Raw genomic sequence first — 11902 nt, forward strand, 5'->3', positions numbered from 1 at the left:
AAATTTTCACCTTGGTTTTCATGAGGTTATTTTGACCGATAATTTATCAGCGCCCCCAAACGCTTTTTCGCTACCTTTATATCTGTTACTGCCCATGTTGGCCGCAATTATGGCGATTACGCCATTAACCATCGATATGTACCTGCCGGCAATGTCAACTATTGCGGCAAGCTTTCATGCCAGCGTTACCGATGTGCAGCAATCACTCAGCATTTATCTCGCCGGTTATGCAATGGGCATGCTGACCTTTGGCCCATTAGCCGATCGTGTAGGTCGCCGTCCACTTGTCATCATAGGCCTAAGCGGGTTTATGCTCACCACCTTAGGGCTGGCGCTAACTGAAGAGCTGTCTGTATTTCTGGTGCTACGGTTTGTGCAGGCCTTTTTAGGCTCTGCGGCGACCGTGGTGATTCCGGGTTATGTCAAAGAGATCTACGGTGATAACACTGCCAAAGGCATGTCTTATGTTGGACTGATCATGCTGATTGCACCGTTAGCGGCGCCAACCATTGGCAGTGTCATTTTAGGCCTCGGTAACTGGCGGCTAATCTTCTACGTATTAACCCTATACTCGTTGCTACTGCTGCTGTTGGTCACGCTCAAGTTACGCATGCCTTCAGATAAGGCTACGAGTGAACGCAGCCACCAATCAATGTTACGTAATTATGCAGTCGTGTTTTCTCGCCCCGGCGTAAAACCCTACCTTTGTAGTTGCTTGCTGTGTTCGCTGGCATTTTTCAGCTACCTCACAGCATCGCCGTTTGTATACATGGAAGTATTTGGCCTGAGTGACCATACATTTGCGTTACTGTTTGCACTCAATGTAGGCGCATTGGCGATTGCAAACCTCGTTAACTCTCGCATTGTGGTCAAGCACGGCTCGCGCAAGATGTTGGCGTTAGCCACGGCAACCGCCACCGTCGCCGCCTTCGCGCTGCTGCTGGTCAATTACTTTACCCTGCCGTATTGGTACACGGTGATTGTGCTAGTGCCGCTATTGGGCTCGATGGGGATTATGTCGGTGAACAGTGATGCGATTGTATTGATGAAATTCAAACAAGAAACCGGCACTGCTACTGCGGTAATTGGCACCTTACGCTTTGGCGTGGGGGCGCTGGCGGGGCCAATCCTTGCGCTATTTTATACCGGCACAGCCATGCCATTCTGTGCCTTGATGGCAGCCGCTGTGGTGTTAGTGGGTATTTGTCAGCTGTTTACCTTTCCAGGGACATTTGTACGCCAAGCAAGCTAATTTTTGCTTGGCAAATCCGCCTTTTTGAGCCATTTACTCTTGTGTCAGATCATACTTTAGTTGAAAAAATCAGCATTTAAACGAAAAGTCGCTCGCTAACTGCTTGCAAAGCCGTCGAATTTTCATAAGATGGCTTTCTGTTCATTTGTAACAGAAAAACTCACAGTCTTACAGGATTGTTAACCAATATGGTTTGAGTTTTAGGGTGGTGAAACAAACCCGTTTCACTATTGTTATAAGCGATTACCGTCGCTGTAAAAGTTACTGTTTACCGTAACGGTATCTATTGAGGAATGACAAATGGAGATGCTTTCTGGCGCCAGCATGATCGTCCGCTCGTTGATTGACGAAGGCGTTAAACATATTTTCGGCTACCCCGGTGGCTCTGTTCTAGACATCTACGATGCTCTGCACGAAATATCCCAAGACGAAAAATTCAAAATCGAACACATTCTAGTGCGCCATGAGCAAGCAGCCGTGCATATGGCTGACGGCTATGCGCGTGCCACCGGTGAAGTGGGTGTGGTTTTGGTGACCTCAGGGCCTGGCGCAACCAACGCGATTACCGGTATTGCGACGGCATACATGGATTCTGTCCCGCTAGTGGTGCTATCTGGTCAGGTAGCTAGTAACTTGATTGGTAATGACGCATTCCAAGAATGCGACATGATCGGTATCTCTCGCCCAGTGGTGAAGCACAGTTTCTTAGTCACTGATCCGCGCGAGATTCCTAACACCATTAAGAAGGCGTTTTTTATCGCGGCGTCTGGCCGTCCAGGCCCCGTCGTTGTTGATTTACCAAAAGACTGCCTGAACCCAGCGCTGCTGTATGAATACCAATATCCAGAAAGTGTAAAAATGCGCTCTTATAACCCAACGGTATCAGGCCATAAAGGGCAAATCCGTCGAGGTTTACAAGCACTGGTTGAAGCGAAAAAACCTGTTCTGTATGTCGGTGGTGGCGCAGTTATTTCTGAGAGCAATCAGAAACTCACTCAACTGGCGGAAAAACTGAACTTGCCGGTGGTCAGTACCTTGATGGGCTTAGGCGCATTTCCCGGCAACCACACTAACCATTTAGGCATGTTGGGCATGCACGGTTTGTATGAAGCCAACATGGCCATGCATAACTGTGACCTTATTTTTGGTATTGGTGTGCGTTTCGACGACCGCACCACCAACAACCTAGCGAAATACTGCCCTAACGCCAGCGTTGTTCATATCGATATCGATCCTTCTTCAATTTCAAAAACCGTCCATGCCGATATCCCGATCGTTGGCTCAGCTGACGCCGTGTTAAGCGACATGCTGGAACTGTTAGAAGAAGGTATTGATAGCAATCAAGACGCAAGTGCGATTGAACAGTGGTGGCATCAGATTAACCATTGGCGTGACCGTCAATGCCTGAACTATGAAAAGTCAGCTGAGCGTATCAAGCCACAACAAGTGATTGAAACGCTATACAAACTGACCAAAGGCGAAGCCTATGTGGCCTCAGACGTAGGTCAGCACCAAATGTTCGCTGCGCTGTATTATCCGTTTAATAAGCCACGCCGTTGGATCAACTCAGGTGGTCTTGGCACTATGGGCTTTGGCTTACCTGCTGCAATGGGCGTGAAGATGGCGCTGCCTGATGAAACCGTTGTTTGTGTTACCGGTGACGGTTCAATCCAGATGAACATTCAAGAGCTTTCAACTGCACTGCAATACGGCGTTCCCGTTAAGATCATCAACCTCAACAACCGCTTCCTAGGTATGGTGAAGCAGTGGCAAGACATTATTTATGCTGGTCGCCACTCGCAATCCTACATGGATTCCGTACCGAATTTTGCCAAGATTGCAGAAGCCTATGGCCATGTAGGCATGACGGTGAGTCATCCTGATGAGCTAGAAGGCAAACTCGCAGAAGCGCTGGCAATGGAAGATCGGCTGGTATTTGTCGATATCAGCGTAGATGAAACAGAACACGTCTACCCGATGCAGATCCGTGGCGGTTCTATGAGTGACATGTGGTTGAGCAAAACGGAGAAATGCTGATGAAACGCCGAATTATTTCTGTATTGATGGAAAACCAACCTGGTGCTTTGTCTCGCGTAGTTGGCTTGTTTTCTCAACGTGGTTACAACATTGATACCTTGAACGTGGCGCCTACCGAAGATGCCACCCTGTCTCGTCTGACGGTATCTGTCTTTGCCGATGAGTCGATTCTTGAGCAAATCGAGAAGCAGCTACACAAGTTGATCGATGTACTCAAAGTATCCAACATCACCGAAACCGCTTATGTTGAGCGGGAACTGGCGTTGATTAAAGTCAGAGCAGTTGGCGAGATGCGCGATGAAGTCAAACGCATGGCCGATATCTTCCGCGGCCAAATCATTGATGTCACATCGAATCTCTACACCATCCAACTGGCGGGTACATCAGAGAAACTGGACTCCTTTATCAGTGCGATGACAGAAACAACAAAAGTCATAGAAGTGTCACGTTCAGGCGTTGTTGGCCTTGCTCGTGGCGATAAAGCGATGAAAGTGTAACTGTCACAAACATGTCATATTTATAAGGCGCCCCTAGGCGCCTTATTTGTTTTTACTTTTAAATCATTACTATAAGTAAAAATCAATATTTCACAAAACGCTAAACAACTCGCCATCTGCTATTTTTTGCGCAATTTTTTCATCATATTTTATCACTGTCACATAGCTGTCATTTAACGGTGACAAACTGCTCCCCGTCAACTAACCAACGACTGGAATGTCAAATTTTAGGATTGATATATGAAAAACTTGCTTAAGGGCGCGCTGTTTGGATGTGCTATCGTTTGTTCAACTTCAGCATTCGCTGACACAGTAATCAACGGTGCTGGTGCTACTTTCCCTTACCCAGTATATGCAAAATGGGCTGAGCAGTATAACAAAGAAACCGGCGTAAAACTGAACTACCAAGCTATCGGTTCAGGCGGCGGTATCAAGCAAATCGTTGCTAAGACAGTAGATTTCGGTGCATCAGATGCGCCATTGAATAAAGAAGCTTTGGATAAAGACGGTCTGGTGCAATTTCCAGCAGTTATGGGTTCTATCGTTGCTGTAGTTAACCTGCCAGGTTTGAAAGCAGGTGAACTGAAGTTGTCTGGTGAACTGTTAGCAGACATTTATTTGGGTAAAGTAAAAAGCTGGGATGACGCAGCAATTGCTGAACTGAACAGCGGCGTTAAACTGCCAAAAACCCCAATCTATACCGTTCACCGTTCAGACGGTTCAGGTACTACTTATAACTTCACTGACTACCTGAGCCGCGTAAGCGGTGACTGGAAATCAAGCACAGGTGTAGGTAAAGAAGTAGCGTGGCCAAAAGAAGCCAACCAACTGGGTGGTAAAGGTAACGCTGGTGTAGCTAACTTCGTAAAACGCACTAAAGGCGCTATCGGCTACGTTGAGTTTGCTTATGCTAAGACCAACGGTCTGGCTTACACCCAACTGAAAAACAAAGACGGCAAGTTTGTTCTGCCAACAATGGGCGCTTTCCAAGCTGCTGCAGCTAACGCTGACTGGGCAAACGCTCCTGGCTTCAAACTGATCCTGAACGACCAACCAGGTGCTGAGTCATGGCCAATGACTGCTGCGACTTTCATCCTGATGCACAAAGAGCAAGCTAACGAAGCAACTGCTAAAGAAGTGCTGAAGTTCTTCGAATGGTCTTACGCAAACGGTGATGACCTGGCTGCTGAGCTGGAATATATCCCAATGCCAGACAACGTTGTGAAAATGGTTGAAACCATGTGGCACAACGATATCAAAGCAGATGGTAAAGCAGTTTACTAAGCCACTGTAATGACCCTAGCCCTCGCGATTAATTTGCGAGGGCTAAGCCATTTCTAAAAAGTTGAGATTTATGAGAGCAATTTCAATCGTGGATTTTCCTTGGCAAGGTGACAACCTATTCCGTCGCGCCTGTTTCGTCAGTGCTGGACTGATATCGGTATTGATGTTCTGCATTATGCTATCGCTGATATTTGGTGCTTGGCCAGCGATGGAAAAATTTGGTCTGTCTTTTTTCACTAGTACTGAGTGGAACCCAGTAACCGAAGAGTTTGGCGCCCTAAACGCCCTGTACGGTACTGTGGTTTCTTCCGTTATCGCGGTAATGCTGGCCTTACCAATTGGCTTAGGCGTGGCAATCTTCCTGTCGGAACTCTGCCCTGCAGCGATTTCAAAACCTTTGTTTATCGCTATCGAATTGTTAGCTGCTGTGCCATCTATCATCTATGGCATGTGGGGTTTGTTTGTGTTTGCCCCGTGGTTTGCAGACGGCTTTCAAATTTGGGCCAGCGATAACCTTTCTGAAATTCCGGTCATCGGCACCCTGTTTAGTGGTCCACCGATGGGTGTTGGCTTGTTAACCTCAGGCATTATTCTCGCTTTTATGATTTTGCCGATCCTAACATCACTGATTAAAGAAGCCTTGTCGACAGTTCCTAAGGTATTACGTGAAGCCACCTATGGTATTGGCGCAACGCAATTTGAAGTGATTGTGAAGGTGTTACTGCCAGCGATTAAAGGGCCAATCTTTGGTGCGTTGATTCTGGCGTTGGGTCGCGCGCTGGGCGAAACCATGGCAATTACCTTCGTCATCGGTGGTGCGCAAAGCATCGACACCAGCTTGTTTATGCCTGCGACGTCAATCTCGGCCTCAATTGCCAACCAATTCAACGAAGCCACTGGCGACATGCATATTTCAGCGCTGATTGGCCTTGGTTTGGTACTGTTTATGATCACCTTTATGGTGATGGGTACTGCACGAGTGCTGTTGCGGAGGAAAGCGAAATGATCCGCAAGTTTAAAAACGAGCTGTTTAAATTTCTGTGCTTAGCCTCTACCGCAATCGGCTTGGGCATTTTGGTACTGATCCTGTTCACCCTGTTCCAAAAAGGCTTTGCCGGGATGAACTGGGCACTGTTCACTCAAGTAACTCCGGGCCCTGGCGGCGAAGGTGGCTTGCTCAATGCGATTATCGGTAGCGTGATTATGACCGGTATCGGCATATTAGTGGCAACCCCTATCGGCGTGTTAGCGGGGACGTGGTTGGCTGAATATGGTCAGAACTCGAAAACTGCAGATACCATTCGCTTTTTGAACGGTATGCTGATGAGCGCACCGTCAATTTTGATTGGTCTGTTCGTCTATGAAATTGTGGTGGTGACTTCAGGTCACTTCTCAGGTTGGGCAGGTTCAATCGCATTGGCCATCATCGCCCTGCCAGTGATCATCAGCACCACTGAAGAGATGCTCAAACTGGTCCCCACTCAGCTTCGTGAAGCAGGTGCAGGCTTAGGTACGCCAAAATGGCGCGTCACCCTGCAATTGAGCTACCGCGCGGTGGGAACAGGCATTGTCACTGGGATTTTGCTGTCGATTGCCCGTATCAGTGGCGAGACAGCACCGCTACTATTTACAGCACTAAATTCCAGCTTTATGTCTGTTAACCCGAATGAGCCTATGGCAAACTTGCCGGTGACAATCTATCAATACGCAATGAGCCCGTACGAATCGTGGAACCAACTGGCCTGGTCCGGCGCATTGTTAATTACCATGGCCATTTTGTTCCTCAATGTTCTTTCAAGAGCATTACCACAACTTAAAAAGCGGAGGTCCTGATGAATCAGGTAGCCCAATTGAAAGATTACCAACAACCTAATGTAAACCCGTTGGTTAAACGTATGGACATCAAAGACTTGAACTTCTTCTACGGAAAAGACAAGCGTGTGTTATTCGATGTCACCATGCCAATCTACGAGAATCACGTGACTGCGATGATCGGTCCGTCTGGTTGTGGTAAATCAACGCTATTACGTTGTTTAAACCGTATTTATGAACTGTATCCAGGCCAATATGCTGAAGGTGATGTGACCCTTGGCAGCGATATCAAAGTGCTGGATAAGAAAGTTGATTTAAACGACCTGCGTGCCAAAATCGGCATGGTATTCCAAAAGCCAACGCCGTTCCCAATGAGCATTTACGACAACATCGCTTTTGGTATCAAGTTGTACGAAAGCCTGTCACGTAAGCAGATGGATGCGCGCGTTCAAGAAGCGTTAGAAAAAGCGCAACTGTGGAACGAAGTGAAAGAAAAGCTGCATACAGATGCTTCAGGTTTATCTGGTGGTCAACAGCAACGTTTGTGTATCGCCCGCACTATCGCATTAAAACCAGATGTGATTTTGATGGACGAGCCAACCTCAGCACTCGACCCAATTGCGACTCAAGGTATCGAAAAGCTGATCACTGAACTGCGCAAGGATTACACCATCGTAATCGTGACTCACAATATGCAGCAAGCGGCGCGTATCTCTGACTACACCGCCTTTATGTATTTAGGTGAGTTGATTGAATTTGGTGAAACCCAACAGGTGTTTAACCAGCCAAAGAATCAACGTACTCAAGATTACGTTAAGGGCACATTCGGCTAAGCCACATTGCGTTCAGCACAAATTAGAAAAGGGGCACAATCGCCCCTTTTTGTTTTTTATCAATTACTTACACATATCACAGATAGCCATCATAATGGGCGATTTTGGCGGCCAACCGTTGGGCAAGAAATGGATTCGCATCGCCAAGCTGCAGCAAAATCAACCGCGCCTCTGCCTGATACGCCTTAATTTTTGTATTATCCCAATGCGCTGGCGGCGCTTGAAGATTGGTGATACGGTCGCACAATTTCACCATCCACACGGCTTTTGGCTGCAGTTTAATTCGCGCTAGACTGTCCTGCATCTGCGCCTCTTTACTGCCAAGCTTTGTATCTTTAGTTAACGCCGAGACACCGTCTGCAATCTCTTGGCCGAACTCAGCCAAAATTTGCTCGTAAGTGGTTGGCGTATCTTCAATAGCATCATGCAATAATGCGCACATCACCAGTAAGTTAGGCTGTTCTATACCGCCATGTGCTACAGCGGCCATCGCTTCCATTGCCACCAATCCCAGATGATTGATATAGGAAATATCACTGGCGGGCAATGTCTGTCCGTTGTGGATTCTGGAGGCAAAATTCCACGCTCGCTGATAGCTATCTTGATCCCAAAGACTCATTGACTCCCCCTTTGATTAAGCACCCTAAATTAAGTGCCCTTGCTTTAGCAGCCGTGCTTCATCTCTCATTGCAAAGCAGCTAATTAAGGTGCTGCACAGCGTATTTGCTGACAAAGTTTATCGAAATATAACGGCCCAGCTTTAAGCCACGCATCAGCATGGATTCCGCCCTTGATAGCGTTCAAATCCAGTTGTGGATGGCTTGTGACCGCCAACAGTAATGCGGTTAGCGGCGTACGTTGATCTTGGTCACCTTGGAATATCACCACAGCCACGTCATGCAACTGAGAGAGTTGCTGAGTGAGCTCAAGCTCGAATTGCAGCAGTGATTCAACAGGTAGCAGTTGCAGCGGTTTTAATAACATGTTGGCACTGAATTTCTGGCGTATAGCACCCGCTAATGAGGCTGCCACCCCATCGAGTAGCAACGCTTTGGGCGGTTGAACTAAGGCATTCTCCAACGCGATTGCCGCGCCTAACGAGCGTCCAATAAACACTGACTCCGCAATTCGGCAAGAGGACATTTGTTCAATAAACGCTACGGCGGATTGCGTTAGCGTCAGCACATTGGCAAAACTGGCGCTGCCTTTAGCCCCTTCATACCCCGGATAAGAAATGGCATATACCGAAATACCTCGGGCATTCAGTGGGGTAAATAATGGGGTTTCGTAGCCGTCGATCCCGCCATGCTGACCGGGGAAAAACAGCGCGCAACCGCTTTCATGTGCTGAAATGTAGGCACGAATAACCGCACTGGCGCCAGCATGTTCAACCTGATAGCGCTGGGTTTCATGGGTGGTACTGACTGGCACCTTAACAAAAATCAGTGCCGACAAAAAACAGTGCAGCGCAACTGCCGCCATCAGGTAATAGATGGCGGCGATGACAAAGGTTGCGAAAACCACTTTGTTAATCACGTTGTGTCTGCAATGTTCCTTTTTACGTGTCTTTTACGTGTGAGACGTTAACGAAATCCTCCGCGAACCTCTCGAATTAACGCCCGGAAAGGCAATTAAGATTCAAACAACTTGTCCGCCACAAATGGGTTATGTTTGCGCTCTTCTGCAATGGTCGACATCGGGCCATGCCCCGGCACAAACTTCATCTCATCCCCTAATGGCCAAAGCTTTTTACGAATGGAATCCAGCAGTACTTGATGATTCGAACCGGGGAAATCGGTACGGCCAATAGAACCCCGGAACAGCACATCGCCCACAAAAGCAATATGATCCTGTGCAGAATAGAACACCACATGGCCTGGGGTGTGACCGGGACAATGCAACACATTCAGAGTGATATTGCCGACCGTCACAGTGTCACCATCATTCAGGTATTGGCTTGGGGCAAATTTATCCATCGTAGGAAAACCGAATTTCTGGCTCTGCATCGGCAGATTATCTAACCAAAAGGCATCCGCTTCTTGTGGCCCAATAATCTCTACACCGGTTGCGGCTGCTAACGCCGTTGCGCCACCCACATGATCAATATGGCCGTGGGTTAACAAGATTTTCTCTAAGGTTAAGCCGTGTTCAGTCATGGCAGCTTGAATGCGCTCAATATCACCGCCCGGATCGACAACCGCCGCTTTATTGGTCTCTTCACACCAGATGACACTGCAGTTTTGTTGGAAAGGCGTCACAGGAACTATTTGATATTTCATCTTGTTAACTACTCATCTGTTTTAGCTTATGCAGTAACAGCTTATCTGCCACCGCGAACAGTGCAAGCAGTCTAACGTCTTTCGCTATAAATATCTGCCCTACTCGCCCTATCGGCACTGCATTGGCTCACAAAATTGCGGTAACATGCTGCCCTATTGTGTTATCGCTAAGGTCTGTAGATGGACGCTCAAATCCACATTGCGGGAGCTGTTGCTTACAAGCACTTCTTTGATTTACCGCTAGATTATCAATCACCTGAAAAATGTATTCGTATCTTTGCCCGCGAAGTCCGCGGTCTGCAAGCAGGTGCTGAGAACCTGCCATTTTTGGTATTTTTTCAGGGCGGCCCCGGCTTTGGCGCCATGCGTCCGGGCGCCAATAGTGGTTGGCTAAAGCGGGCGTTAACTGAGTTTCGCGTGCTATTGCTCGATCAACGTGGCACAGGGCTGTCTTCGCCGATTAGCTACGCCAGTCTGCAGCAACTCACACCGGCACAACAAGCCGAGTACTTGCAGCATTTTCGCGCCGACAACATAGTGCGCGACGCCGAAGCGATTAGGCAACAGCTATCACCAGATCAACCATGGTCAGCGCTCGGCCAAAGTTTTGGTGGCTTTTGTATTCTGCACTATTTGAGCGTTGCACCAGAGGGCTTGAAACAAGCTTTTATCACTGGCGGCATACCATCTCTCACCCGCAGCGCCGCAGAAGTGTATCAAGCAACGTTTAAGCGCGTATTGCAAAAAAATCGCGACTTCTTTAACCGATTTTCTGACGCAAGAGCGCTAACCCAACAGCTGGTGAGTTACCTTCGCCAGCATCAAGTACTGCTCCCCAATGGCGATACCCTAAGTGTCGAAATGCTACAACTGCTCGGCATCCATCTTGGCATGGAGCAAGGCGCAGAAACGCTTTACTACCTGCTTGAGCAAGCCTTAATTGATACGCCATCCGGGCAACAGCTTAACCCGCTGTTTTTAGCTCAAGTGAATGAATTACTGAGTTATCACACCAATCCTATCTATGCGATTTTGCATGAAGCCATCTATTGCCAAACCGATGCATCGCAATGGGCTGCCCACCAAGTGCGGCAGTCCTTGCCCGAATTTGCTACTGATGCCGAAGAACTATTGTTTACTGGCGAAATGGTGTTCCCGTGGATGTTTAAGCAGATTAACTGGTTAACGCCCTTAGCCGAAGCTGCTGAGCTGCTCGCCCACAAAGCGGATTGGCCAACACTCTATGACCTCGATCAGCTTGCGCAAAATAAGGTACCCGTCGCGGCGGCGATTTACAGCAATGATATGTATGTCGAGCGCCAATTCAGTGAAGAAACTGCTGCCTTGGTAGCTAACATGCACACTTGGGTGACCTCAGAATATGAACATAACGGCATTCGTATGGACGGAGAACATATTCTCAATAAGCTCATCGCCCTAGTGCGTGGTGAACAGCTACGCTAAGCCACCATTTATCCACTTCTGTGTGACGCTGACGGCGGTAATTTACGCCGAGCGTCACTCAGTTATTTTGTAACAATGGTTTTCTCTGACAGTTGCCAGCCACTGCGAAACTTGCTTAGAAAGTCATTTTTATTGATTAGATATTTTTATCCTTCTTTTTGTATTGTCACGTCCTTCAACCACCTTCTCCGCCAAAATGTCAGACATTTCGCTGCAGTTTGATTAGATAAGCTATTAGCACAGCCTTAGATAATCTATTAAATAGCGAAAAATCAACCATAGCAAACTGCTGCCAATTTAAACAAATGCTAATAAATCCAAACACTTTGTAAAATTATTGCCAGTTGACGTAGCGAGTTTGTTAAGGCTTTATGTCGCGTCGATGATCAACATCGAATGATTTAGCTAAATCACTCATCAAATAAAAATAAAGCGACAAAGCTG

At 47.6% G+C, this 11902-nt stretch carries 11 protein-coding genes; 8 read left to right on the forward strand and 3 right to left on the reverse strand.

The annotated features are described in order from the left end of the window. Window positions 1–28 precede the first annotated feature (28 nt). The 7 genes from JYB87_RS10655 to pstB all read left to right on the forward strand — a co-directional run bounded on the left by JYB87_RS10655 (window position 29) and on the right by pstB (window position 7715). Window positions 29–1252 carry a multidrug effflux MFS transporter gene (locus JYB87_RS10655; RefSeq protein ID WP_407695847.1) on the forward strand — a complete coding sequence of 408 codons (1224 nt, stop codon included), beginning with the start codon at window positions 29–31 and terminating at the stop codon, window positions 1250–1252. A gap of 300 nt (window positions 1253–1552) precedes the next feature. Then, window positions 1553–3289, forward strand: coding sequence for an acetolactate synthase 3 large subunit (locus JYB87_RS10660; protein WP_207353483.1), 1737 nt, complete (start codon window positions 1553–1555; stop codon window positions 3287–3289). Next, the gene (ilvN, locus tag JYB87_RS10665; protein WP_207353484.1) at window positions 3289–3786 is read left to right on the forward strand and encodes an acetolactate synthase small subunit; all 498 of its coding nucleotides are present in this window, start codon (window positions 3289–3291) and stop codon (window positions 3784–3786) included. The genes JYB87_RS10660 and ilvN overlap by 1 nt, the downstream gene beginning before the upstream one ends. Before the next feature lie 240 nt (window positions 3787–4026). Then, a complete protein-coding gene (gene pstS / locus JYB87_RS10670) occupies window positions 4027–5070 on the forward strand; it encodes a phosphate ABC transporter substrate-binding protein PstS (RefSeq protein ID WP_207353485.1) in 1044 nt (347 codons plus the stop codon). Between the two features lie 70 nt (window positions 5071–5140). After that, window positions 5141–6076 carry a phosphate ABC transporter permease subunit PstC gene (gene pstC, locus JYB87_RS10675; RefSeq protein ID WP_207353486.1) on the forward strand — a complete coding sequence of 312 codons (936 nt, stop codon included), beginning with the start codon at window positions 5141–5143 and terminating at the stop codon, window positions 6074–6076. Continuing rightward, window positions 6073–6903, forward strand: a complete 831-nt coding sequence (gene pstA / locus JYB87_RS10680) for a phosphate ABC transporter permease PstA (protein ID WP_207353487.1) — start codon at window positions 6073–6075, stop codon at window positions 6901–6903. The genes pstC and pstA overlap by 4 nt, the downstream gene beginning before the upstream one ends. Next, window positions 6903–7715, forward strand: a complete 813-nt coding sequence (gene pstB, locus JYB87_RS10685; RefSeq protein WP_207353488.1) for a phosphate ABC transporter ATP-binding protein PstB — start codon at window positions 6903–6905, stop codon at window positions 7713–7715. The genes pstA and pstB overlap by 1 nt, the downstream gene beginning before the upstream one ends. A gap of 76 nt (window positions 7716–7791) precedes the next feature. Here the strand turns inward: pstB and JYB87_RS10690 are convergent, their stop codons facing one another. The 3 genes from JYB87_RS10690 to JYB87_RS10700 form a co-directional block, all read right to left on the reverse strand. Next, on the reverse strand, window positions 7792–8334 hold the full coding sequence (locus JYB87_RS10690) for an HD domain-containing protein (protein WP_207353489.1): 543 nt from the start codon (window positions 8332–8334) through the stop codon (window positions 7792–7794). Window positions 8335–8417: 83 nt separating this feature from the next. Continuing rightward, entirely contained in the window at window positions 8418–9251 is an 834-nt protein-coding gene (locus JYB87_RS10695) for an alpha/beta fold hydrolase (protein WP_207353490.1), read from the reverse strand. A gap of 95 nt (window positions 9252–9346) precedes the next feature. Continuing rightward, the gene (locus tag JYB87_RS10700) at window positions 9347–9994 is read right to left on the reverse strand and encodes an MBL fold metallo-hydrolase (protein WP_207353491.1); all 648 of its coding nucleotides are present in this window, start codon (window positions 9992–9994) and stop codon (window positions 9347–9349) included. Between the two features lie 180 nt (window positions 9995–10174). On the opposite strand from JYB87_RS10700, the gene JYB87_RS10705 reads away from it, so the two are divergent. Next, the gene (locus JYB87_RS10705; RefSeq protein ID WP_207353492.1) at window positions 10175–11458 is read left to right on the forward strand and encodes an alpha/beta fold hydrolase; all 1284 of its coding nucleotides are present in this window, start codon (window positions 10175–10177) and stop codon (window positions 11456–11458) included. Window positions 11459–11902: the final 444 nt, after the last annotated feature.

The organism is Shewanella avicenniae (genome assembly GCF_017354945.1).
Classification (GTDB): domain Bacteria; phylum Pseudomonadota; class Gammaproteobacteria; order Enterobacterales; family Shewanellaceae; genus Shewanella; species Shewanella avicenniae.

Excerpts from the sequence above, each read along its gene's own strand:
- JYB87_RS10660 (WP_207353483.1), top strand. The coding sequence starts at position 1,553 with ATGGAGATGCTTTCTGGCGCCAGCATGATCGTCCGCTCGTTGATTGAC.
- ilvN (WP_207353484.1), top strand. The coding sequence starts at position 3,289 with ATGAAACGCCGAATTATTTCTGTATTGATGGAAAACCAACCTGGTGCT.
- pstS (WP_207353485.1), top strand. The coding sequence starts at position 4,027 with ATGAAAAACTTGCTTAAGGGCGCGCTGTTTGGATGTGCTATCGTTTGT.
- pstC (WP_207353486.1), top strand. The coding sequence starts at position 5,141 with ATGAGAGCAATTTCAATCGTGGATTTTCCTTGGCAAGGTGACAACCTA.
- pstA (WP_207353487.1), top strand. The coding sequence starts at position 6,073 with ATGATCCGCAAGTTTAAAAACGAGCTGTTTAAATTTCTGTGCTTAGCC.
- pstB (WP_207353488.1), top strand. The coding sequence starts at position 6,903 with ATGAATCAGGTAGCCCAATTGAAAGATTACCAACAACCTAATGTAAAC.
- JYB87_RS10690 (WP_207353489.1), bottom strand. The coding sequence starts at position 8,334 with ATGAGTCTTTGGGATCAAGATAGCTATCAGCGAGCGTGGAATTTTGCC.
- JYB87_RS10700 (WP_207353491.1), bottom strand. The coding sequence starts at position 9,994 with ATGAAATATCAAATAGTTCCTGTGACGCCTTTCCAACAAAACTGCAGT.
- JYB87_RS10705 (WP_207353492.1), top strand. The coding sequence starts at position 10,175 with ATGGACGCTCAAATCCACATTGCGGGAGCTGTTGCTTACAAGCACTTC.